This is a genomic window from Marinobacterium sp. xm-g-48, from assembly GCF_013282925.1.
Classification (GTDB): domain Bacteria; phylum Pseudomonadota; class Gammaproteobacteria; order Pseudomonadales; family Balneatricaceae; genus Marinobacterium_E.
Window position 1 is genome coordinate 165729 of sequence record NZ_WBYQ01000004.1, and the last position, 24138, is coordinate 189866.

Genomic DNA, 24138 nt, shown 5'->3' on the forward strand with positions numbered 1-24138 from the left:
ATCTCTCCTTAGGGTTGATTTAATTTAGATTCGATATTGCGTCTTGATGCACTGATGTGACGACGCATTAAAAGTTCGGCCAGCTCTTCATCACGCGCTTCAATGGCATCCAATATTTGATGGTGCTCACGTAAAGCCATGGTGGGACGAGAACTGGAAAGACTGAATTGGAAACGATACATTCGCACCAAGTGGTATAGATCGGCCGCTAATAACTCTTGAAGTTTTGAGTTACCAGACGCCATCACAATTCGGTAGTGAAAATCGAGATCGCCCTCTTTCTGAAAGTAGGCCTGTCCCTCTTGCTCTTCGATACCTGACTGATGCTGATCTAGCAGAGCACGAAGCTGGTTGATCTCCTCTTGCGGCATAACGGTCGCGGCTAAACGGCACGCCATACCCTCTAGCGCTTCACGAACGCGATAGATTTCCAACAGCTCTTTGACACTTAACTGAACAACACGCGCGCCAATATGAGGCTTTCGCTCAACCAGACGCAGCCCCTCTAAACGACGTATCGCTTCACGAAGTGGGCCTCGCGAAATACCGTAGGTTTTAGCCAGTTCTGGTTCAGAAATTTTAGCGCCCGCTGGAATTTCACCCTTCACAATCGCAGTAATAATTTCATGACACACTCGGTCTGCAAGCGTGCTACTCTGTTGTGATTCTGAAGCGTAAAGCGGTTCAATGGTCATAAATATTGTCGACAATCTGATTGTGCAATGTAGAATAACCCGCTTTATATAGGCTGACAATCAACCAAAAGGCTAACATTGTCGACAATTTTGTTATCTCGACTGATCAGTCGGATATAAGCAGGAGTGAAATATGGATACCTACGCTGCAGCATTGATGCTCTTCTTAATCATGGATCCGTTGGGCAATATACCTGTGGTGTTATCCATTCTTAAAAAGGTCGACCCCGCCAGACGTATCAAGGTACTACTCAGGGAGTTAGTGATCGCCTTAATCCTAATGCTGATCTTCTTATACAGCGGCTCGGCACTGTTAAAACTGTTATCGCTCTCTAAAGAGGCGGTCTCTATCTCTGGCGGTTTAGTACTACTGATTATTGCAATCCGAATGATCTTCCCATCCCGTGGTGGTGTTATGGGCGATGATGAGGATGATAGCGAACCGCTAGTGGTCCCCTTGGCTACGCCAATGATCGCTGGCCCTTCAATACTGGCAACACTGGTACTTTTAGCAGAGAGCGAACCGAGTCGCAGTGTCGACTGGCTAATTGCCCTTCTGATCAGCTGGGTGGCAACCGCGGTGATTTTAATCGCAGGACAATCACTCTATAGAATACTCGGCAAACGTGGCTTGAAAGCGATAGAACGTCTGATGGGTATGATATTGATCTCGATCGCTGTTCAGATGCTAATCAATGGATTTTTAGCAATTCAGTAGCCTTTTAAATAGCGCTTTAACTCCTCATTCATGATACGGGCGATCTGACGAGGCTTTTGATAAGGTAGGGAGTGATCTGTCCCTGCCACAAAATGGTAGTGCCAATTACGCATACTGTCTGACAGGTGCTGATGCAGTTGATGCATCGGCTCGACACTCAATCCACCTATAAAACTGCTGACATCCCCTTGAGCCGCTAGCAGTCTCTCTCGATCGATGAACAGGGCCGCATTGGTAACGGCGTCTAGAGAGTTAGCAAAACCCAGTCGACGCTCGCCCAAACGCTGCAAAGTCATTTTTTCAACCGCTTCACTCACCTTACGATTGGGCGAAATGGTATCAAGAAAGGTTCGAATCCCTTCATCACCCTCTGTATTGCGTAGGCTTTTAGCCGCGGCAGAGAAGGATTGACGAATGGAGACGGTCTCTTGCCAATCATGACGATCGAGCAGCGCACTCTCAAGCAGGAACTGTTTGCGCACCCGATCTCTGAGGTTCTGTTTTAACAACAGTGACACCAAGCCCCCAAGAGAATAGCCCGCTAGATCGAACTCATGCCAGCCTAAATGATCCACTAGGTGGGTCATATCCGACACCAGGTCATTGACACTGAAGGGGTGCTCTACTCCATCATCACTGACGGTCTCACCTGCCCCTCGTAAATCAGGTACAAGGATTTCACCCCAGCCATCAAGAAAGTGCTGCATCGCTTCCCAAGTATATCGACCCGCCACACCAGCGCCGTGGATTAACAGCAGTCGGCGACCACCTTCAGATTCTGGGTGACGATAAATGCGATAAGCGTGCTGATAACCTGCATGGGCTAGAGTGTCTGAATGACAGTGACTATCTGATAGTCGACTCATGGTAAGCACTACTCGGGATAAGTAGGGGCAGCTAATGCTACCCCCAATAGGCAGTTTTAAAGGGAGAGATTGCGGTTACTTGCCGCTAGAAACTCTTTCTTAAGATCTTCGTAGGTGTGTACCGCTGGGAATTGCGGGAACTCTTCAATGACGTTCTGCGGAGCATGGAAAAGAATGCCCTGCTCAGCTTGAGCCAACATAGTCGTGTCGTTGTAAGAGTCGCCTGCAGCGATAACACGGTAATTAAGCAGTTGGAAAGCACGCACTGATTGACGCTTAGGGTCGCGCTGACGAAGCGTGTAGTCAGTTATACGACCGTTTTCGTCTGTCTCAAGTCGGTGACAAAGCAGCGTTGGGTAACCCAATTGAGCCATCAACGGTGCTGCAAACTCATAGAAGGTATCGGAAAGAATCACCAGCTGGAAACGCTCACGCAACCAATCGGTGAACTCTTTAGCGCCTGGAAGTGGGCTCAGCTTAGCAATGGTCTCTTGGATCTGAGGAAGGGTTAGACCGTGCTCATCAAGAATACGAAGGCGCTGCTTCATCAACACATCGTAATCAGGGATATCACGAGTCGTTGCTTTTAACTCCTCGATACCAGTCTCTTCGGCAAATGCGATCCAGATTTCAGGGATTAGGACCCCTTCAAGATCAAGACATGCTAGTTCCACGCTAGGCTCTCCTTTAAAAATTGAGAGGCTACTCTAGCGATTTAGTCGCCGCCTTTCAAACGAAAGACGACAATATTAGAGGTTCATTAGACCTATGGCCTTACATCGAAGGGATCTGTATATCCTGGAACAGCTCATCCACTTCAGCACGACCGCTACAGGCTTGAACTTTTTCAAGAACGTCGTGAGTAATGTGTGGAGCAAACTTCTGAATGAAGTCGAACATGTAACCGCGAAGGAAGGTGCCACGACGGAAACCGATTCGAGTGATAGAGGGCTCAAACAGATGAGATGCATCGATCGCTACCAGATCCTGATCTAGCTGCTGATCGACCGCCATGCTGGCAATGATACCTACACCCAACCCTAGGCGAACGTAGGTTTTGATAACGTCCGAATCCACCGCAGTGAAGACCACTTTAGGATCGAGACCTTGCTCTTTAAACGCTTCATCCAACTTGCCACGACCGGTAAAACCAAAGGTATAGGTAACAATTGGATAAGAAGCTAACTTCTCTAGAGTTAACTCGCCACCTTGCGCAAGCGGGTGATCTTTAGGTACGACCACTGAACGGTTCCAGCTGTAGCAAGGCATCATAATTAGATCTGAGTAGCTGCCCATCGCTTCCGTCGCAATCGCGAAATCGACAGTACCATCGGCGGCCATCTCAGAAATTTGAGTAGGTGTACCCTGGTGCATATGAAGCGCAACTTCAGGATACATTTTGATGAATTCATTAATCACAGGAGGCAGAGCGTAACGTGCCTGTGTGTGAGTGGTGGCTACCGATAGGCTGCCTTTACGCTCATCGCTGAACTCTTGAGCAATCTGGCGAATAGAGTCCACTTTCTGGAGAATCTCTCCTGAGATCTCAAGAATCGCTTTACCAGCAGGTGTAACGCGCGTCAGGTGCTTACCACTACGAGCGAACACTTCAACACCCAGTTCATCTTCTAGTAGACGGATCTGCTTAGAGATACCTGGTTGCGATGTGTATAGGCTTTGTGCCGTAGCAGAGACATTGAGGTCGTGTTTAGAGACTTCCCAAATGTAACGCAGCTGCTGAAGTTTCATCTATTGCTCCAATTTATAGCCAATTATTAGCCAATTATTAGCCAATCGCCCTTAGTCGGCGTTGATATCTATTAATAAGCCAAATATAACACTAGAGAATAAGCTAAAGCAAAAGGCTATATCCTTATACACGACTAAAGGCGAGCATTGAGTCGGCGAATCTGATCTTCCTGCTGAGTAATACGCTTCTCCAGTGAGTTCACTCGAGCGGTAGCGCGCGTCAGCGATTCATCTTTCTCTTTGAGCTGCTGACGAAGCACGCTTTCGCGCTTTGCAGCTTCCGTTGCTGCGACCGTCAACTTCTGATTCAGTACACGAACCTGATCATCGCGCTCTTTAATCTGAGCTTCCAAACGACGGTTGGCGTTAGTTTCACGCAGCAGCTTAGAGTTGATATTCGAGATATCACGACTGGCCGATGTCATGTTCTCTTTTAGTTCGTTCAGATCACGCTCCAGATCGCTGATGGTCTTCTCTTGCATCTCAAGACGTGCATCTTTCTTCGCTATCTGAGCCTGGTTTTCATGAACTGAACGCGTCAGCTCTGACTCTGTTCGAGTGCCCTCATCACGAAGCTTTTCAAGCGCATTACGATAGTGACGAGCTTCAACCTCAGCACGGGTAACGTTCTCCAATGCCTGCTGCTGCTCCGCTTTGATACGTGCATCAAAGGTTTTCTTGGCATCTTCGTGCATCTTACGAAGCTGGTTCAATTCGGTCTCTAGGTTAGTACGAACCTGTTCAGCCTTTTTACGTTGATTGATCTCACTGGCAATGTTGGCTTTAAGCACGCCCATTTCAGCTTCAATCGCTCGAAGGGCCTGTTCACTCTTATCCATCTGCTGAGTTTGTGCGCGGTACTTTACTTCCAAATCACGATAGAGCGCCTCCGCATCACGAACCATGTCGCGGGTCGCCTTGCGATCCTCTTCATCACCCGCTCGTTCACTCTGCAACTCGACTCGCAGCTCGGCCATCGCCTCTTGCAGTGCAAGATCCCAAATCTGCTCAATGCCTTTGCTCAGTGAGTCAGGTACCGAGTTGTGTAACTTTGCACTGGCACGCACCTCTGGCAGACGAGCATAACTCAAGCTCTGCGCCCAATGACTTAATGCCGCATTAGCCTCGTCCCTGGAGAGACCCAGTCGTTCAGAAATTACAACATCCGTCGGCAATTGACCTTCGGCCAACAACTCTTCTGCTAACTCAACTACTTTAAGATCCAACTCGCTCATCTTTACCTTATCGTTCAACTGCAACGAACTATAAATTGTCCAACAATCTTAACAAACTATCATCTAATGGAGCACGCACTTCTAATTCTTCGCCATCAGGCAGAGTGAACCTGAGGCCGGCGGCATGAAGCATCAATCGTTTAAAACCCAGCTTTTTAAATTCAGCGTTGTTCTCATCTGACGTGTACTTAACATCACCCACAATCGGATGACCCGTATATTGGGTGTGCACTCTAATCTGGTGAGTACGACCGGTTTTAGGTCGAGCTTCCACCAGCGTTGCAACATCACCAAATCGACGCAGCACTGAAAAATTTGTAACCGATGGTTTACCCTCAAGGGAGACACGAACGGTTCGTTCACCTGATCGGTGCTCATCTCGCAGCAGGGGTGCATTGATCTGTTTGTGCTTAGCATCCCAACGACCCACAACCAGTGCCTGATAGATCTTATGCACGCGACGCTCCCTAAACGCATCGTGCATGTAACGCAACATCGAGCGTTTTTTAGCAATCATGATGCAACCCGAGGTGTCACGATCGATTCGGTGAATCAGCTCTAAAAAACGCGCATCTGGGCGCAATTTTCTAACCGCCTCAATCAGCCCTAAAGAGACGCCGCTACCACCATGCACCGCTATGCCCGAGGGTTTATTGATGATCAGCAGAGAGTCAGTCTCATAGACCACTGAACGTTCTAGCAATTCGAGTAACTGATCACTGACAGGGGCACTCTCCCCTTTTTCTGGAAGGCGAATCGGAGCGATGCGTATTTGATCCATCGCTTGAAGCTTATAATCAGGTTTGGTGCGTTTTTTGTTAACTCGAATCTCACCCTTGCGCAACAGCCTGTAGATCAGCGTTTTTGGCGCCCCTTTAAGAAAGGTTCGCAAGAAGTTGTCGATACGTTGACCCGCTTGATCGGCATCGATATCAACAAACTGAACTTTATTCAAAAAGCCGGACTTAGGGGGATTTGAAGGCATGATGTGTGGGTAAAATAAATTGCTGAAAAACCAGTAAGTTGCTATATTCTACCGCTGCTGGATGAAGAAGGCTTCATTTTTATTCACACCCCACTAGAGCGAACAGTGATTCACTCACAATGTGGCGGTAGTTACCCAGCTTGAATAGCCATGTAATGGCTGAAAAAATTTATAAATAGCGACGTATTTTTCACGAGTGCTGAACAACAGCCCTCGGCTGAAGGATGGAGACGCACATCAACCAGGAACCTGCAGCCTCCCACTCCACGTTGAGTAAATTGGGCAGAGCAGCAGCCACAGCTAGAATCGATAACGATATTGGTTGATGTTTCCTCCATCGCTGAAGATAACCTAATTATCCGGTGCAGAGCGTACTGGAGATTAGCTATTGCTTCTATAAAGCCAGGACACAGGTTTGTTGCCCGTCAAAGATGCGTTGCGTTAAGAGAACGCTAAAATGAAACGCATGTTAATCAACGCGACTCAACAAGAAGAGTTGCGTGTTGCGCTTGTCGATGGACAGCGCATGTTCGATTTGGATATTGAATCCAACTCCCGCGTGCAGAAGAAGGCAAACATCTACAAAGGCCGTATCAGCCGCGTAGAAGCCAGCCTGGAAGCTGCATTTGTCGATTACGGTGCCGAACGTCACGGTTTCCTACCCCTAAAAGAGATCGCTAAAGAGTACTTTGTTTCATCGCCTGAACGCGGCCAGCGTCCAAGCATCAAAGATCTTGTCAAAGAGGGTACCGAAGTCATCGTCCAGGTGGATAAAGAGGAGCGCGGCAATAAAGGTGCCGCTCTGACAACCTTTATTAGCCTTGCCGGTCGTTACATGGTTCTAATGCCTAACAACCCTCGTGCAGGTGGTATTTCGCGCCGCATTGAAGGTGATGAACGCTCTGAACTTAAAGCGGCTATGAACGGCCTGGACATTCCTAAAGGCATGGGCGTCATCGTTCGCACCGCCGGCATTGGTCGTTCGACTGAAGAGCTGCAGTGGGATCTTAACTACCTTGCTACGGTTTGGACTGCGATTACTGAAGTTGATGATCGCCCTGCTCCATTCCTGATCTATCAAGAGAGCAACGTCGTTATTCGTGCTATTCGCGACTATCTACGCGATGACATCGGTGAAGTGCTGATCGACGAGCCGAAAGTATTTGAACAAGCTCAGCTGTTCGTTCGTCAGGTAATGCCAACTTACGAAAATCGTATCAAGCTTTACAAAGAGTCTGTACCACTGTTCAACCGATTCCAGATCGAGACACAGATCGAATCAGCATTTGAACGTGAAGTGAAGCTCCCCTCTGGCGGTTCGATTGTTATCGATCCGACAGAAGCTCTGGTTTCAATCGATATCAACTCCGCTCGCGCAACTAAGGGTGGTGATATTGAAGAGACTGCTCTGAACACCAACCTTGAAGCGGCTGATGAGATTGCTCGCCAGCTCCGTCTTCGCGACATGGGTGGTCTAGTGGTTATCGACTTCATCGATATGACGCCAATCAAAAACCAGCGCGAAGTTGAAAAACGCCTTAACGATGCACTCAAGCTAGACCGCGCACGCGTTCAGATGGGTCGCATCTCACGCTTTGGTCTTTTAGAGATGTCACGTCAACGCCTGCGCCCATCGCTGGCAGAGAGTCGCGGTCACGTCTGCCCTCGCTGTAATGGTCAAGGCTACATCCGTGATATTGAATCTCTGGCACTCTCTATTCTGCGTATTCTTGAAGAGGAAGCGTCTAAAGATCGCACCTCTCAGATTCGCGCGATTCTTCCAGTCAGCGTAGCGACCTTCCTACTTAACGAGAAGCGTCATCAAGTGCACGCTGTTGAATTGCGTCAAAATGTTCGCATCGTTGTGGTCCCTAATCCAAATATGGAAACACCACACTACGAAGTAGTTCGTTTGCGCGATGATCACACCATTACTACCGTGAATGATGCAAGCTACACGCTGCAACCAGAACAGCCAGTCGAAGATCCTACCGACAAACCACTTCCGGTCGTTCCGCGTGAGCAAGCCGCTGTGCAAGGCGTTTTAAACTCGTCTGCCCCACCAGCACCGAAGAGCGAAAGCTCTGAAGTAAAAGCGGAGCCAGCTCGCCAACAGAAACGTCAGCAGACTAGTCGCAAGCCCGTCGCTAACAAGTCATTGGGCGAGCGTATTATTGCAGCGATTAAAGATCTGTTTGGTCTATCCGATTCTGACAAAGAGGACGATAAAAAGAGCACTCGCCGTGATGACAAGAAAGGTTCTGACCGCGATGGCAACCGCAACAACCGTCGTCGCAACAACAACCGTAACGATCGCCGCCGTGGCAACAATCGCCGTAACGATCGTCGTGAGCGTCGTGATTCGGACGAAGTCATTACGGTTGAGACGGAGAACAACCTGCCGACCATCGGTGATAACGACAAAAGTTCATCGAGTGACGAGCAGCGCTCTGGCCGTTCACGCCGTCGCCGTCGCGGTGGCCGTGATCGTGATCGTGATCGTCGTTCAGAAAATGGCAATGAAGAGTTCAACTCTAACAACAATAGCGAAACGGAACTGCCACCACGCAGTAAAAACCGTGGCCGTCGTCGCCGCGCGAATGAAGAGCGCAGTGCTGAACGTAGCAACCCTATCCCAGAGGAGTTACTCAATGCACCGCTAGAAGCCGTATCAGAAGAAGTTACTGTGGAAGCCTCAGCTGAAACCCCAAAAGCATCTGAAACAGCGATCTCTACTGAAGCGCCAGCCGCTAAAGAAGTGCCAGAAACCACTGTAGAGCAAACAGCTGCTACTGAGACAGAGAGCCAAGCTACTGAAACTGCTGTTGAAGAGCCTGCAGAAAATACAACGGCAGGTGAACAAGATCCGGAAGTAACTGCTGACGAGCCAGCTGAAAACGCAGCCAATGAAGTTGAAGCTACGACTGAAACAGTCACTGAGACACAGGTTGAGTTGGATCTTACTCCTGCTGTAGAGCCTTCAGCCAATGAAGAGCCCTCAGCCAATGAAGAGCCCTCAGCCAATGAAGAGCCTTCAGCTAATGAAGAGCCCGCAGCAGCAGTAGAAGAAGCGGTTGAAGAAGCACCTGCTGAAGCAGAAGCGAGCGAAGAGGAGGAAAAACCTCGTCGCCGCCGTCGCGCTGCAAACGATCCTCGATTGAAGCGTCGTCAAGCAGAGGCCGCTGAATAACCGCACAATTCCAATAGAAAAGCAGCCCATGGGCTGCTTTTTTTTGGGTTTAATTTCTGCTCACGCTAGGGATAGGCGATCGGCTCTTGCTCTAGGCGCACAGAGAAACGATCCAACACGCTCTGTTTAATATCATCGGCTAGTTCATCAATATCCTGACGCGACCCACCCGCATGATTTACGATCACGAGGGCCTGATCCTTATGAACACCCACTCGTTCACGATAGAGACCTTTCCAACCGCACTGATCGATCAACCAACCCGCAGCAAGCTTAACTCCAGAAGCATCTGGGTAGTTTGGAATCTCTGGATAGATTTGACGCAAACTCTCAAAGCACTCAATTGAGACAACAGGATTCTTAAAGAAACTGCCCGCATTAGGGAGCTCTTCAGGATTCGGCAGTTTAGATTGGCGCACAGCAACCACTGCGTCAAAAATCGCATGAGCGCTCAGCTTTTTAACCCCTTGGGCATCTAACCAACCTTGAAGTGCCGCATAAGAACATTTAGCTTCAAATTGTTTAGATAGGCTGAAAAGCACTGAAGTGATAATGAAACGGCCTGGGTTTCGCTTGAACAGCGAGTCACGGTAGGCAAACTGACAGTCCGCTTTCTGCATGACTTTAAAGGAGTTGGATAGCGTATCAAACACCTCTACCTGATCGATCAAATCCGCTACTTCAACACCATAGGCTCCGATGTTTTGCACAGGAGATGCACCGACCGAACCTGGAATCAGTGCAAGATTCTCTAGACCATACCACTCATTTTCCAGACAGTGAGTCACTAGGCTATGCCAGCTCTCTCCAGCGGCCACTTTAATTAAAACCGACTCTTCTGAGTCTGATAGTATCTCAATGCCTTTCGTTGAAATATGAACAACGCAACCCGGCACTTTATCTGCCAACACCAGGTTACTGCCACCGCCTATCCACAGAGTGGGAAGATCCTGCTGAGCAATAAAATCGAGCAGTTCAGGGAGGTCATTTAAGTCAGATAACTCAGCAAAAAATTGAGCTTTAGCCGGCATCGCCAAAGTGTTGAACGCCGTTAAATCATGCCAGGAGTGTATGGTGAGCATTAGGCGAGTCTCACCTCTAACTGCTTGATTAAGCCATCGGATGCCGCTTCAATCAGATCAACCACCTCATGAAAACCTGAGTCACCCTCACCATAATAGGGGTCTGGTACTTCTGCCCCACTCTTCCCTGCAAAATCGAGAAACAGGCTCAGGTGGCCAGAGTAGTGATTCGGCGCAATAGCCTGCAAGTTATCCAGATTGGTCTCATCCATTGCCAGGATGTAGTCAAAGCGTTCAAAGTCAGCAGGTGTCGCTTGCCTTGCACGCAAAGGCGTTAAATCGTATCCACGCTCAGCCCCCACTTTGACAGAGCGAGGGTCTGGCGGGTTGCCCACATGCCATGCAGCGGTTCCCGCTGAATCGACTTCAACTCGATTGGCTAACCAAGGGTGATCATCCAATTTTTTACGAAAAATAGCGTCAGCTGATGGGGAGCGGCAAATATTACCTAAACAGACAAACAACACTCTAATCATTGCAAACACCACCCTTACTGATGCAAATAACCTACTGGCCTTCCATTATCCGCTTAAGTCTTTCAAGGTCCTCAGGGGTATCAACGCCCGCTGGTGGAGCCTCGACGGCGTTGGCTACATGAATCGAAACACCATTGAATAGAGCACGCAATTGCTCAAGGGATTCTGTCTTTTCAATGGGTGCAGGTGACCATTGAACATAAGCATTAAGAAATCCTACACGGTAGGCGTAGATACCAATATGACGGCGCCAAGCAAATAGAGAAGGCAGAGTTTCAGGTAGCTCATCATTGGCCATCCTATCTCGCGGCCAAGCGATCGGAGCTCGCGAAAAATAGAGCGCCATGCCGCGAATGTCCGTCACAACCTTGACCACATTAGGATTCAAAAGGTCGGTTTTCGTCTCGATAGGTTCTGCTAATGTTGAGATGCCTGCATCTTGATGTGCCGCAAGGTTATCCGCAACTTGATCGATCAACTTTGCTGGAATTAGAGGCTCATCACCCTGAACATTGACGACAATTTCATGATCCGCCAAACCAATTTTATTAACGACCTCTTGAAGTCTATCGGTGCCTGAAGGGTGATCCGCCGAGGTCATACAGACCTCAGCACCAAAGCCTTTGGCTACCGACTCAATTCTTGGGTCATCGGTTGCGACGATGACACGGCTAGCACCACTCTCCAGTGACCGTTCATAGACGTGTTGCACCATCGTTTTACCGGCCAGCTCAACCAAAGGCTTACCTGGAAAACGGGTAGATGCATAGCGCGCCGGAATAACGACAGTGAAACTCATTAAGGCTACTCCGGAAGACGCTCTTCGCTGCTTAGAGTGCGAGCTTCGCTCTCAAGCATCACCGGAATGCCATCACGGATAGGATAAGCTAAACCACTGGTGCGACAGACTAACTCATCACTCTCCTTATCCCACTCCAAAGGGGCTTTGCTGACAGGGCAAACAAGGATATCGAGAAGTTTAGGATCCATTTTATTCTCCGTTAGGGTTAACAACACGTTTCAGTAATTGGGCCAAGTGCTCCGCCTCTTTGGGTGCAAATTCCGCCTCTACTGAAAGCGCCCAACAATTATCTGGGGCGATAGAGTGACATTTTACTGCATCTTTATCGGTCATCACCAATGGCAATGAGCGGTATTGATCGAGCAGCTCTTGAGTAATCGGTGCGTGATCCCTTAAAGGGATGGTTTTAAGCTCTAAGCCCAGCCCCATTAGGGTATCAAAAAACCGTGAAGGGTTACCGATACCCGCTAATGCATAGACTGTTTTGCTACCAAATTGATCGATCTGAAGCGATTTTTGTTCACCCGATGCTAGATGTCTAAACGCAGTAGGGCTTAGACGATAGGTAAGCGCACCTGGATAGCTAAAAGGGCCTTCACCATTCAACACAACCAGATCAACTTCATTTAAGCGCGACAGCTCTTCTCTTAAAGGCCCTTCCGGCATCAACTGTTGGTTACCTAACCCTCGCACAGAGTCGATCACCGCAATTTCGAACTGGCGTCCCATTAGATAATGCTGCAGACCATCATCACTGAAGATGATATCGACCGAGTGTTGGTCAAGAAGATGCTGGCATGCAGAGACTCGATTCGGATCAACGACGACAGGCACGCCTGTCTTCTCGAAGATCATCTGCGGCTCATCCCCCACCAACTCTGGCGAGGTCTGGTCAGACACTTGCATAGGATAACTTGTTGCCTGACCACCGTATCCACGACTGACCACACCGGGGTTGAACCCCAAGGATTTTGCTAGGGTTACCAAATAGATTAAGAGGGGAGTTTTACCGGTACCACCGACACTGATATTACCGACCACGACAACCGGCACATCCATTGTGACCGCCTGCTCGGTCAGACGCACACGGCGGCGTTTAGAGATGAAACGATAGAGCAGTGATAAGGGACGCAGTAGAACTAGCCAGCCTGCTTTCTGATACCAAGCATTCTCAATCAACTTAGTCGATCTCTCTGGTCGTAAGACTCAATTGAGAAAACCCTAAGTTTGCTGCTACATCCATGGCGGTAATGACCGCTTGGTGAGGAGTCGATGCATCGGCGGAAATCTTTAGAGGGGTTGTAAGATCACCACCACTCTCTTTTAGCACTGCCGCCCTAAGAGTTTTAGGCTGCGCATTGACCAATGCTTTATCGTTGATTGCGAAGCTACCATCGGCCTTGATGATGATCTCAAGCATATCGACCTGAGCCATCTGGTCTGTCGTTGCTTGAGGGAGGTCCACTTTAAGCTGGGTCTCTTTAGTAAAGGTGGTCGACACCATAAAAAAGATCAGCAGCAGGAAGACCACATCAATCAATGGGGTTAGGTTGATGGATATCTCTTCCGATTGAGGTCTTGGAAAATTCACAGAGCGCCCTATTTAAGATCCACTTTGCGATCACCATGGATAATATCGACCAACTTGACCGACTCCTGCTCCATTGCCAACACCAGCGTCGATACACGACGTTGCAAGAAGCGGTGCGCTACCAACGCAGGGATGGCAACTGTCAAACCGGCTGCTGTTGTGATCAGGGCTTCGGAGATACCTCCGGCCAAAAGGTTAGCGTTACCCGTGCCGGAAATCATGATCTGGGAGAAGACTTTAATCATGCCGATCACAGTCCCTAACAGACCCAACAGAGGGGTAATGACCGCGACAGTACCTAGACTGTTTAAAAATCTATCCATCTGATGAATGGCGTCACTGGCTGCATCGGTAATGGACTCTTTCATCACATCGCGACCGGAGCCCGCGTTAATCAATCCAGCGACAATCAGTGATCCTAATGCACTCGCCTCTCTGATCTCTTTGAGACGATCATTAGTCAGCTGCCCACCTTTATAGAGCCCCCAGACATCGGCTAGCAGACCCGGTGGTAAAATCCTATCAGCCCTTAAGGCCATCAAACGCTCAACCGTGATAGCAAGTGCAAGAATTGAACAGGCTAAAATCGGTAGCATCAACCAACCACCAGCGGAAATTAACTCTAACAACGAAAAACCTCAAAAAGACAGATTGACCAGCCTAGACGGCCTATAAAAATCCCATAGTATCGCAGCATTAATGAGTTCGCCAATAACGGGGATATAAGTTTGCAAAAGAGTCACTTAGACACTGATCTTGGGTCGCTGTTAATACTATTTCACCCTGCTCCGCTGTATCCAAAAGGGTGATGCCTCGATCGGCCAATCGCTGTTTTACTGACTCATTAGGATGCCCAAAACGATTGTGTTTGCCTCGCGATGCGATCGCAGCCTCCGGCAAAAGTTGATCCAACCAGACACCTGAAGAAGAGCTATGGCTACCGTGGTGGGATAAGACCAACCAAGTCACAGGGGCTAATCGATGCTGATTGAGCAACTCGATTTCTGCACGGCTGGACATATCTCCTGCAATCAATATTGAGCAACGACCATTTTCGATGTGCAGAACACAACTTTGATCATTATCGGATTGCTGGTTCTTTAGGGCATAGAGCTGAAAACGAACCTCCCCCTTTTTCCAGTTTTGTGATGCACAGGCAGTGCCTCCCGTTAAAGCGGGCTGGCCTGAATAGAATCGTGGTACTGAAAACTGCTTCAAGGTTCTCTCTAAGCCTCCACTGTGATCAACGTCTGAATGACTAACAATCAGGTCTAACTCTCTGTAGCCTAGAGCCCTGAGAGTTGGAAAGAGAGTAGCTTGAGCTGCGATCCAACCGCTTCGACTTTTAGCCGCTAAATCATAGACCGTCACTCCCTCTCGGGTCTCAATTAAGATTGATAGACCCTGTCCCACATCCAGTAGACGAACGACAAACTCACTCGCATCGGGCCGATTCTGTTTGGGAGTGAGCAACGGCAGCAGAAGCAGTAGACTCAACACTTTGAGACGTCCAGGTAGAAACAGCAAAACCAGAGCAAGCAAACTCACGAAGAGTCCAAATATCGCGGGAGTTTGCCACTGAGCATGCAAACCAACTAGCGAATGGAAAGAGAGTCCATGCCAAAACCCTGAAGCCCAAATTTCATAGAACGCCAAGATCGGCTCAAAGATTCCAACCAGCGCTAGCGTTAGGGGTAACAGTGCAACAAAGAGTGAGACATAGGGGATCGCCCAAAGGTTGGACAGTGCACCACCCAAGTTAAACTGCCCTAAGCCAAAGAGCAGAATTGGCAACATTAATAGGGTTAAAAAGAGCTGTACTGCGAAGATCTGTATCAGCCTTGAGTAGCCATTGCGCCAATTGGCGAACTGAATCAACAACCCTACCAGACTGAACGAAAGCCAAAAGCCGATCTCTAAAATCGATAGAGGCTCATAAACCAGTACCAAAAAAAGTGCAATTTTAAGTCGTTTCATGGGGTCTATTCGCCTTGCAAACAACTGCGGCAGCAACAAGCAGATCGCCATGATCCAAGCTCTCTGAAGCGGCACACCAAAGCCACCAAACCAGAGATAAAAAGAGGCTAAACTGATCGCACATAAAACGGGCAGGGTTTGTATTATCGAGTTGGGCCTAACACCCAAGTACTGGATCGTCACCACAACCAACCTACCCAATAGAAGGCCTGTTAAACACATCACCCCTAGATGTAATCCGCTAACAACCGCTAAATGGACGGTTCCACTGACCCTAAGAAGCTCCCACTGACTGTCATCTAGATCTCCTCTGTAACCCAAAACAAGGGCGGACATCAGAGCGGATGTCGATTGGCTCATATTATGATGTAGCCAATCATGTACCCGTTGCCGAATGGAACTATTCTGCTCATGTTTTATCAGCTGTTTGACATACCCTGACCCGCCGATCCCCTGTGCAAACTCTCTTCTGCGTCGATCCGGACTGAACTCATTTTGGTAGGCATTCAGTGGACCCACCTTGGCCAGCACTTTAATGCGATCGCCAGCCGCTATTCTCACCTCAGAGTCGTATAGCCCAAGTCGCACACGCTCGACTCTCATCAATTGAACAGGTGCACTCTCTATATCCAATAGCAGCGATTGAAAGCCCCCTGAACCCTGAGGCTGTAAGTTGATGACTGTCCCTTCAATCTCAAACTCTTCTGGCTCAACGCTTATTGGTAAGGTTTTAGAGAGCCCATCGACTGCATGCCACTGGGCCACCACAAAACCTATTAGAGCAAACAGCAGATGAGATCTAAGTGTAGTAGAGCCCCACCACAGGCCAACCGTTCCTAGGGTTAAGATAATAAAAAAATAGGATCCCCAACTGATAGAGGGTAGATAGGCGTGCCCGAGCACTGCTAAGAGAAAACTGATCATCCTTGATCCAAGCCAAATTATTTATTCAATCTAGCAGAAGTTTCAGTAATAGCAGGTTGGTTTATTAATAATCGAAGGGCATAATCTGACTTCCAAATAATTTCATAGGTTGTTCAGGGATGCCACGTAAGCTGTTAAAGCGTTACATGCCGAAACAGGATGCTTTAAAAAGTCATAAGCATCTTAAATGGCTTGGTGAACATCTGCACAACCCAGACCTATTCCATTTGACTCGAAAGTCCGCCGCTAAAGCGTTCTTGGTGGGTATTTTCTGTGCTTTTCTTCCCATTCCTGGTCAGATGCTTGTGGCCGCTTTTTTGGCACTCTGGATTGGCTCAAACCTACCCATTTCGATCGGGCTCGTTTGGTTAACCAACCCTATCACCATGCCACCTATTTTTTATACGACCTATAAGATTGGGGCTTGGATTTTAGGAACGCCGCCGGTCAACATCAGTTGGGAGTTACACACCATCCACTCAGAGCTCGCAACGATCTGGTGGCCCCTGCTGACGGGCTCTCTTATCTGTGGATTGCTATTGTCTGGGATCAGTTATATAGCCATCAACCGCTTGTGGATTTGGCAAGTGCGACGCCGTTGGCAGAAACGTTTACTAAAGGCTCGTGCTAGCAAACACTAGTCTCGACTAAACGCCCCTCTTTCAATTCAAGCACACGATCCATCCGTTTTGCCAACGCATGATCATGAGTGACGACAATCTGTGCCACGCCCTGCTCCTGATTGAGTCTCAGTAGATGCTGCTCAACATCTTCGGCGGTATGAGGATCAAGATTACCGGTAGGTTCATCCATCAAAACACAGGCGGGTGTGTTTGCCAAAGCACGGGCAATCGCGACGCGTTGGCGCTCTCCCCCACTCAACTTGGCGGGTTTATGTTGAGCACGTGATGAGAGACCTACCTGATCAAGAAGATAAGCTGCACGCTTCTGAGCGGCATCAACAGATACCCCCGCCAACAGTTGAGGTATGGCAATGTTCTCTAACGCAGAAAACTCCGGCAGCAGGTGGTGAAACTGAAACACAAAACCGAGTTGCGAGTTACGCAGTTCAGCGCGGCGATGCTCGGAAAGCCGACCAATCGATTCACCTGCGATAACCACCTCACCAGCGGTTGGTGTATCCAGCCCCGCCAATAGGTTGAGCAACGTACTCTTACCACTACCCGAGGAGCCGATGATGGCCAGACGCTCACCGGCAGCTACAGACAGGTTCAGATCATTAATGATGATCAATTGACGCTCCGCTTCATCAAAAGAGCGGCATAGCTGGTTTGCAACCAAGACATTACTCATATCGAAGCGCCTCCGCAGGTTCAACCTTAGCCGCGCGCCAAGCAGGATAGAGCGTGGCTAGGAAGCTCATCGCAAGAGTCACACCAATCACCAGCGAGACATCCCCTAATTGAAGCTCAGAGGGTAGATAGCTGATGAAGTAGACCTCCGAAGAGAGGAATTGAATACCTAACACCGACTCTATCCAAGCCACCAGATCAGAGACAGTCAGCGCTAAAATAATGCCTAAAATGGCTCCAAGCAGAGTCCCTAGCAACCCTATAAGGGATCCTTGAATCATAAAGATCCTCAATATCATCCCTGGCTTCGCGCCCAGAGTGCGCAATATTGCGATGTCGGAGCGCTTATCGGTAACGACCATAACCAGCGTCGAGACGATGTTAAAGCCGGCAACAAAGACGATCAGAAACAGAAGCAGTCCGATCATTCGTTTCTCTAGCTGAATCGCTTGAAATAGATTGCCATGAGTTCGAGTCCAGTCAGAGGTGTAGACTGGATGGTTCAACTCTCGGGCAAGTTCATAGACTCGTGTAGGCGCACTGAACAGGTCATTGAATTTAATCCTAAGCCCTTCAACGGCGTCACCCTTAATTCGTTTCAAGCGGGCTGCATCCTGAAGGTGAACAAAAGCAAAATTGGCATCTAACTCAGCACCGACTGAGAAAATACCGGACACAGTAAAGCGTTTTAAACGCGGAATAACACCGGCCACACTCACTGACGCTTCAGGCAAAACCAGATTGACCTTATCACCGACCGATACGCCTAAAAACTTAGCAAGAAGCTCCCCCAAAACAATCTGATATTTCCCAGCTTCAAGTGAGTTCAGGTCACCAAGAGTCATCTGACCGGCGGCTATCGAAACACTCTCTTCCAGTTTTGGATCAATACCCGATACCAATACAGGCTGGACACGACCGGAGGCGGTCAGCATCCCTTGTGCCTGAACAAAGGGTGCCACCCCCTCGACGTCAGACGCAGTCAAAAGCGTTTCACGTAGTGGTTGCCATTTATCTAACGGAGCGTTGTAACCATTGATAGTAGCCTGTGGAACCATACCAAGTATCCGCTCTTTCAACTCACGATCAAAGCCGTTCATGACACTCAGTACTAGAATCAATGCGGCCACACCGAGCATCAGTCCGAGCGTAGAAACTAAACTGATAAAGGATATGAAGTAGTTCGAGCGGTTTGCTCGGGTGTAGCGCCAGCCAACAAAAAGAGAAAAGGGATTGAACATCGACTGGCGATTTCCTGGATAATGAATTGAAGCATAAGTTAACAATTCTGACCGCTTGAGTGAACCTAATTCAGGGAGTATTTCGCGATTAACATTTAAAATCGCCCTTGAAACCTCTATTCTCAGCACAGCTTATCTTTGGGGTTCTGAAAAACATGCTCGACAGTAAAAAACTTCACCACATTGGAATAGCCGTTGGCCTGATTGGCTTGGGCTGTTGGTACCTAGTCGCTGAGCGACTATCACTATTCAGTCTGATTACAGAACAGTTCCCAGAATCTCATAAAGGCGCAGGCTTAATGGTCGCTATCATGGTGGTAATGACACCTGGTTTCTTCATATGGAAACACTACAACCGCTGGTTAGAAAAGGTACTAGCCATCAAGGGGAGGTACTATGAAGATAGCTACTATCAGAATGACTCAGAAACCAAGCAGAAGTAATTAACCTAGCGAATTAGCTGCTCGCTATGCTTTCTTTGGTAAGACTAGACACTGATTCAGTAGTAAATTTTTTCATTAAATAAAAGGCTGAAACCGGCACATTCCAGACCCTATCCTAAAACAACGAATAGTTGCAAAGTGTAAACAGCGACCCAAAGGCTACTGAAAAAATCCTCAGAAGCGGACGTTAGCCCAGCTAACGAACGAAGCGAAACAAATGACTTCAAGTATCGGGATTGGCATTTAGCTGCTCGGAATTGAAGAACGTGCTTTAACCCCTGGAACCGCGTGAACAAGTGATCTCGATAAATTTGGGAACGACTGCGCAAATTCCGGACATTAGCTGCCATTTTTCTGATAGCTGCAAGGCGCACATAGCAGCTCTTTCGCAACCGGAGAGATTTCCCTAAAGCGGACGGAAGGTGTGATCTACTGGAGTCGGCACATTGCGGGCATTAATGTCGTTATAGCGGGCACCGCGTTGGTAATCTTGTTATGAGGTCTCGGGAAAGTCTTTCTTCCAATTTTTATTTGCAGTTTTATTATCGTTCTTGCTAGCTTAGTGTGTGCGGCTAAGGTACTTGTAATCCCCCTAATTACCTTTAAAACTATTTATAGAGCCTTATTACCTTCAATATCCGCTTAATTCGGCTTCTAAGAAATTGGTTTAGCGAAAAACGGGGTCTAACCCCTATGAATTAAAGCCCCGCAGACTCCAATCGACGGTAGAGCGTCCGAAGACTAATGCCGGCGATGTCAGCAGCTTTCTGCTTATTGCCCTGCACCTGGTGCATCAAGCCCTCCCAGTACTGACGCTCCTGCTCTTTCAAGCTCAGTGATCCAGTAGCAGGCGGTGGTACAGGCCTGGCCGAGATCGGTTCAGCGTTGGCAGTCGGTTCGATGCTTTTAACGACACGCTCACGACGGAAGTCATTGGATGAGACAGTGCGCGCAGCGCTCTCATCCTTGCCATCAAACATGACGTAACTCAGCATGTTTGCATCAATTTCTGCATCATCAAACCAGCTAGTTGCGCGCTTCAGGATGTTGCGCAGTTCACGGAAACCTCCAGTAAATTTGTGCGCTTTGAGAAGCTCGATCGCATCACTGCTCAGCATACGACCAGCAGCACCGAGTTCTGAGAGCAGATGGCTAACTAGTGTAGCCATCTCAGAGCGACGGTCATTAAGACTTGGAATGTGAATAATCTGCTCGTTAAGGAGGTGGTACAGATCCATGCGAAACTGCCCACTCTCGATCTTGGCACGCAAGTTGTGTGTTGGTGCGGTAACAATACGCGTGTCAAAAAATTCAGGCTACGCCCCCCCGACAGGGTAATAAGTCGACTCTTCCAGCGCGCGTACCAACACAGCTTGAGACTGCTGGGAAAGATCGTCCACGCCGATCAAACAAAGGGTACCACCGTCAGATTTTGCCAGAGCACCCAAACGAACAATGTCGCCAGAGCGATCGGCAACACCGCAGAGCTCTGCAGCAAACTGTTCTTCAGTGAGTCCAGTACAGCGGATGACTTCAAAGGCTTGATCTTTGCGAGCGCTGCCGCGGTGTAGGGTAAAGGCTGCTACGGCTTGTCCTGATCCGAGATCGCCCAACAAGAGGACTCGGTCAGGTGTCTGAGCAACTTTAGAAAGAACTGCTACGTAATCGAGTGATGACTGAGTTGACATGAAAACCCCCAATATTTCATGTTAAGCCGCCCTATTTCAGGGACATATGACAAACTTAGCACAGTTTATGCCAAAAGCGAGGATCTCGCGTACTTTTGTGCCAACGTCGCTAACCACATACAGCAAAAGTCACGAATGCCTACTCAAGCATGGACAAAAACGACTCAACCTCTGAAAGAACTCGCTTATGCTGTGCCCTAACATCCGAAACCATGTCAGCAGTGGCAGATCCGTTTTTGAAGGCCAAGCTCAGTTCATTCAGCCGGTTTGAGTAGCGCGCCATACCAAGAAAGCCGGCGGCACCCTTCAACGTGTGTGCGAGCTTGCCAGACTCTTCATCACTCACGCCATCAAACAAATCATTAGCAACAGGGTACTTCTCGATAAAGAGTTGTAAGTTAGAGATTAGTGATTCGGACGTCGGCCAGTAATCTCGCGCCTCTTCGAAATCGAATTCAGCGAATTCGAACACCTTAGATTCAGGAGAAGAGAGGTTTGAATCATCTTCAAAGCCCAAATCTGCCTGCACCGGTGCAAAATCTTTGTCCACCATCACAGTTTCAATAGCCCTCAGAAGCTCATCGATTTTGTAGGGCTTACCCACAAAGCCTTGCATACCAACGCTGGTGGCCCGCTCTTTCTGCGAGGCAGTTACTCCAGCAGATACGGGGATAATGGGGATGTTTTTCCAACCCGGCTCTGCTTTGATGCGCTCAGTCGCCTCAAAGCCATCGAGCACAGGCATTTCGATATCCATCAATATAAGGTCGTAATCGCTGCGAGTCAGCGCGTCAATTGCTTGCTTACCATCGCCAACTAAAGTGACCTCTGCACCGCGCTGACGCAAATGTTCGCTAATCACTTGCTGATTGATCTCGTTATCCTCAGCCACAAGGATGCGTAGATCTCTCAGCAAAATAAGTGAACTGACCTCAGCAGCCAGATTGGCATGACATTCTGCTACAAGTGGGCCAGCCTGTCTCGTATCGCCCAAAATACAGGCGAACTGTTTTAGACTGAACGGGGCTACAACAACACCCGTTACTAGACTGAATAAGCGGGGATTCAAGCCTTCGAGCTTGGAAATCGCAACCAGACGCAGCCTATTCCCAAACTGCCTTTGTAGATCGTTGATAAACTGCTCCAACTGGTCCAATCCGAGAACATGTCCAAAGAGAACCACATCAAATGCTTGCTTTGCCAGGGCACCCGTCGCTTCATCAAGGTCAACTACAACCTGCACGTCTGCAACCCAAGGTTTGAGCACCGCTTTTATGTGATCTGCGGCGAGCCCACGTCGCTCAACCAATAACACCGTCACACGCTTGATCGACTTTAGATAAGCTTTATCCACGATCGGTTCGGCATAGCTGACTTTAACTGGGATGCTGATACTGAATTTAGATCCTACTCCCAATTCAGATTGCAGCCTTACCTCCCCGTCCATCAACTTACAGAGTCTCTTTACAAGTGCCAAACCAAGCCCAGCCCCCTCAGTTGTATTACCAGCACCGCCGCGTTCAAACTGCTCGAAAATAGATTCGTGACGCGAGGGTTTTATACCTACACCCGTATCACTTACCTCGATAACCAGGTCTCCTTGAGAGGCTGAGCTCTTTTTGAAGCCGGCAGAGAGCATTACCAAGCCCTCGTCGGTAAACTTTACCGCATTGCGCAGCAGGTTATTGACGATCTGGCCTAAAAGCTGGGCATCTATCTCGATTTTTCGCGGAAGCATGGGAGAAAAGTCGACCATAAATCGCAGTCCGCTGTTCTCAGCAACCGGTTGATGCAGCGCCACAAAGTTGTCCAGCAAGTTTTCAACTAGCTCGGGTTCCGGCTCTACATGCAACTGCCCACTCTCTAAACGACGCAAGTCCAGCAGGTTGCGCACTAATGACTCCAGCGTGTCGGCCGCACCCGATATCTTCGAGAGGTACTCTTGTTGTGTTTTGGTGAGCCGTGTAGCCAACATCAGATCCGTTAGCCCTAGAATTGCGTTGAGCGGTGTTCGAATCTCGTGGCTAACGGTTACAAGGTTATCTGCTCGATCGTGGGCCAGCTTTTCAAGTTCGGCTGCCCGTTGCCTCAGTTCCTCAATGTCGGAGTACTGAACGTAACAAAATCGTGTGTCAACCCGAACAGTCAACACACGGTTGATACGTGTACATCTGTACTCACCGTCGACACGACGAATACGACACTCCAACTCGTCCGTTAACACTCCGTCTTCCTGAAGCTCAGAGTTGAAAAACTCTTCATTCCGGACAGTAAAAGCCTCTATGTCATTCGGGTGAATACGATCAACCAAATCCGCAAAGGTCAGTTGCGACTCTGCCGGCTCGCCGAGGAAACGATGAACCTGATCTCCGAGAACCTCCGCTGAATCATTTGGATTCTTGATGATATCGACCGCGAAATTAAGGGAGTCCGCTACCCGGTCAAGAAGTTCAACTTGAGACGACAAAAGTGCAGTTTTCTCAATATATTTCCTCGAGTATCCAACAGAAACCCCGCCTACTAGCGACGAAATGATCGCGGGCAACAGTATTGTTTTTGTGCCGATATCGACACCTACCAGCAGGGTGAGTGCTACAGACAGAGCAATAGAGGCAGCGACGATTAACAGTACAAAGAGATAGGGATGTTTGTATAAGTAGCTTGTAATCTGTGATCTTGGCGGAGACTTAGCGGCACTCAAAGGCTCATCCCTCTATAAGCGCTTTCACAGACTCAAGCAGCTCAGATGCACGGCAAGGCTTCTGCAGGAAGAGATTGATCTCGTTCTCAGCAAGCTCAGCACGAATCTCGTCATTGTCATGCGCTGACAAGACAATGATAGGGATATCTGAGCTGCCCCGCGCCACTCGAACTAAGGACGAAAGAGCAAGTCCATCTAACTCATCCATAACAATGTCCGTAATGAGCAGATCTGGCCGGAAGCGGATGATCATCTCAAACGCTTGGTGAGCGCTAGGCGTCGTAATCACTTGATAGTTTGGAGAGAGTGTACTCTTGATATAGTTTAGGATGAGTTCATCGTCATCAACAGCGAGTATCTTTATAGCTTGGGTCATGTGGGCTCAATCCTTCATTGATAGGGCCATAGTGTGACCCAACCCCATGAAAAATATCAACGTGTAATTACCACAACGCGCTTTTT

24 protein-coding genes are annotated in these 24138 nt (G+C 48.6%); 4 read left to right on the forward strand and 20 right to left on the reverse strand.

The window, feature by feature from the left end:
* Positions 1–8: 8 nt before the first annotated feature.
* The gene (locus XMG48_RS08455; protein ID WP_173481624.1) at positions 9–695 is read right to left on the reverse strand and encodes a GntR family transcriptional regulator; all 687 of its coding nucleotides are present in this window, start codon (positions 693–695) and stop codon (positions 9–11) included.
* Positions 696–828: 133 nt separating this feature from the next.
* Between XMG48_RS08455 and XMG48_RS08460 the strand changes: the two genes are divergently transcribed.
* Positions 829–1413 carry a YhgN family NAAT transporter gene (locus XMG48_RS08460; protein ID WP_173481625.1) on the forward strand — a complete coding sequence of 195 codons (585 nt, stop codon included), beginning with the start codon at positions 829–831 and terminating at the stop codon, positions 1411–1413.
* On the opposite strand, the gene XMG48_RS08465 is transcribed toward XMG48_RS08460, so the two are convergent.
* The 5 genes from XMG48_RS08465 to rluC all read right to left on the reverse strand — a co-directional run bounded on the left by XMG48_RS08465 (position 1407) and on the right by rluC (position 6218).
* Entirely contained in the window at positions 1407–2279 is an 873-nt protein-coding gene (locus XMG48_RS08465) for an alpha/beta fold hydrolase (protein WP_173481626.1), read from the reverse strand. The genes XMG48_RS08460 and XMG48_RS08465 overlap by 7 nt on opposite strands.
* Positions 2280–2335: 56 nt before the next feature.
* Positions 2336–2953, reverse strand: coding sequence for a bifunctional phosphoserine phosphatase/homoserine phosphotransferase ThrH (gene thrH, locus XMG48_RS08470; RefSeq protein WP_173481627.1), 618 nt, complete (start codon positions 2951–2953; stop codon positions 2336–2338).
* Positions 2954–3053: 100 nt separating this feature from the next.
* Entirely contained in the window at positions 3054–4028 is a 975-nt protein-coding gene (gene cysB / locus XMG48_RS08475) for an HTH-type transcriptional regulator CysB (protein ID WP_173481628.1), read from the reverse strand.
* A gap of 134 nt (positions 4029–4162) precedes the next feature.
* Positions 4163–5263, reverse strand: coding sequence for a DNA-binding protein (locus tag XMG48_RS08480; protein WP_173481629.1), 1101 nt, complete (start codon positions 5261–5263; stop codon positions 4163–4165).
* A 28-nt stretch (positions 5264–5291) separates the two neighbouring features.
* Positions 5292–6218: a 23S rRNA pseudouridine(955/2504/2580) synthase RluC gene (gene rluC, locus XMG48_RS08485; protein ID WP_254443612.1), complete on the reverse strand. Its 927-nt coding sequence runs from the start codon at positions 6216–6218 to the stop codon at positions 5292–5294.
* A 487-nt stretch (positions 6219–6705) separates the two neighbouring features.
* On the opposite strand from rluC, the gene rne reads away from it, so the two are divergent.
* On the forward strand, positions 6706–9438 hold the full coding sequence (gene rne / locus XMG48_RS08490; RefSeq protein ID WP_173481631.1) for a ribonuclease E: 2733 nt from the start codon (positions 6706–6708) through the stop codon (positions 9436–9438).
* A gap of 65 nt (positions 9439–9503) precedes the next feature.
* Here rne and murB read toward each other — a convergent pair whose 3' ends face one another.
* The 8 genes from murB to XMG48_RS08530 form a co-directional block, all read right to left on the reverse strand.
* Positions 9504–10520: a UDP-N-acetylmuramate dehydrogenase gene (gene murB, locus XMG48_RS08495; RefSeq protein ID WP_173481632.1), complete on the reverse strand. Its 1017-nt coding sequence runs from the start codon at positions 10518–10520 to the stop codon at positions 9504–9506.
* The gene (locus tag XMG48_RS08500) at positions 10520–10996 is read right to left on the reverse strand and encodes a low molecular weight protein-tyrosine-phosphatase (protein WP_173481633.1); all 477 of its coding nucleotides are present in this window, start codon (positions 10994–10996) and stop codon (positions 10520–10522) included. Before XMG48_RS08500 ends, murB begins: the two co-directional genes overlap by 1 nt.
* 31 nt (positions 10997–11027) lie before the next feature.
* A complete protein-coding gene (gene kdsB, locus XMG48_RS08505) occupies positions 11028–11795 on the reverse strand; it encodes a 3-deoxy-manno-octulosonate cytidylyltransferase (protein WP_173481634.1) in 768 nt (255 codons plus the stop codon).
* Positions 11796–11800: 5 nt separating this feature from the next.
* Positions 11801–11986, reverse strand: coding sequence for a Trm112 family protein (locus XMG48_RS08510; protein WP_173481635.1), 186 nt, complete (start codon positions 11984–11986; stop codon positions 11801–11803).
* A 1-nt stretch (position 11987) separates the two neighbouring features.
* Entirely contained in the window at positions 11988–12977 is a 990-nt protein-coding gene (gene lpxK / locus XMG48_RS08515) for a tetraacyldisaccharide 4'-kinase (protein WP_173481636.1), read from the reverse strand.
* A gap of 1 nt (position 12978) precedes the next feature.
* The gene (locus tag XMG48_RS08520; protein WP_173481637.1) at positions 12979–13389 is read right to left on the reverse strand and encodes a biopolymer transporter ExbD; all 411 of its coding nucleotides are present in this window, start codon (positions 13387–13389) and stop codon (positions 12979–12981) included.
* Positions 13390–13397: 8 nt separating this feature from the next.
* Entirely contained in the window at positions 13398–14018 is a 621-nt protein-coding gene (locus XMG48_RS08525) for a MotA/TolQ/ExbB proton channel family protein (protein WP_173481638.1), read from the reverse strand.
* A gap of 67 nt (positions 14019–14085) precedes the next feature.
* The gene (locus XMG48_RS08530) at positions 14086–16290 is read right to left on the reverse strand and encodes a DNA internalization-related competence protein ComEC/Rec2 (protein WP_173481639.1); all 2205 of its coding nucleotides are present in this window, start codon (positions 16288–16290) and stop codon (positions 14086–14088) included.
* 119 nt (positions 16291–16409) lie between these two features.
* Between XMG48_RS08530 and XMG48_RS08535 the strand changes: the two genes are divergently transcribed.
* Positions 16410–16931 carry a DUF2062 domain-containing protein gene (locus tag XMG48_RS08535; protein ID WP_173481640.1) on the forward strand — a complete coding sequence of 174 codons (522 nt, stop codon included), beginning with the start codon at positions 16410–16412 and terminating at the stop codon, positions 16929–16931.
* Here XMG48_RS08535 and XMG48_RS08540 read toward each other — a convergent pair.
* On the reverse strand, positions 16918–17604 hold the full coding sequence (locus XMG48_RS08540) for an ABC transporter ATP-binding protein (RefSeq protein WP_173481641.1): 687 nt from the start codon (positions 17602–17604) through the stop codon (positions 16918–16920). The genes XMG48_RS08535 and XMG48_RS08540 overlap by 14 nt on opposite strands.
* Positions 17597–18844 carry a lipoprotein-releasing ABC transporter permease subunit gene (locus XMG48_RS08545; protein ID WP_173481642.1) on the reverse strand — a complete coding sequence of 416 codons (1248 nt, stop codon included), beginning with the start codon at positions 18842–18844 and terminating at the stop codon, positions 17597–17599. The genes XMG48_RS08540 and XMG48_RS08545 overlap by 8 nt, the downstream gene beginning before the upstream one ends.
* A gap of 155 nt (positions 18845–18999) precedes the next feature.
* On the opposite strand from XMG48_RS08545, the gene XMG48_RS08550 reads away from it, so the two are divergent.
* Positions 19000–19287, forward strand: a complete 288-nt coding sequence (locus XMG48_RS08550; protein WP_173481482.1) for a hypothetical protein — start codon at positions 19000–19002, stop codon at positions 19285–19287.
* Positions 19288–19985: 698 nt separating this feature from the next.
* On the opposite strand, the gene XMG48_RS08555 is transcribed toward XMG48_RS08550, so the two are convergent.
* The 4 genes from XMG48_RS08555 to XMG48_RS08570 form a co-directional block, all read right to left on the reverse strand.
* Positions 19986–20525, reverse strand: a complete 540-nt coding sequence (locus XMG48_RS08555; RefSeq protein ID WP_173481643.1) for a helix-turn-helix domain-containing protein — start codon at positions 20523–20525, stop codon at positions 19986–19988.
* Between the two features lie 78 nt (positions 20526–20603).
* A complete protein-coding gene (locus tag XMG48_RS08560; protein ID WP_173481644.1) occupies positions 20604–20975 on the reverse strand; it encodes a sigma 54-interacting transcriptional regulator in 372 nt (123 codons plus the stop codon).
* Between the two features lie 139 nt (positions 20976–21114).
* On the reverse strand, positions 21115–23676 hold the full coding sequence (locus tag XMG48_RS08565; protein WP_173481645.1) for a response regulator: 2562 nt from the start codon (positions 23674–23676) through the stop codon (positions 21115–21117).
* Between the two features lie 4 nt (positions 23677–23680).
* On the reverse strand, positions 23681–24052 hold the full coding sequence (locus tag XMG48_RS08570) for a response regulator (protein WP_173481646.1): 372 nt from the start codon (positions 24050–24052) through the stop codon (positions 23681–23683).
* Positions 24053–24138 lie beyond the last annotated feature (86 nt).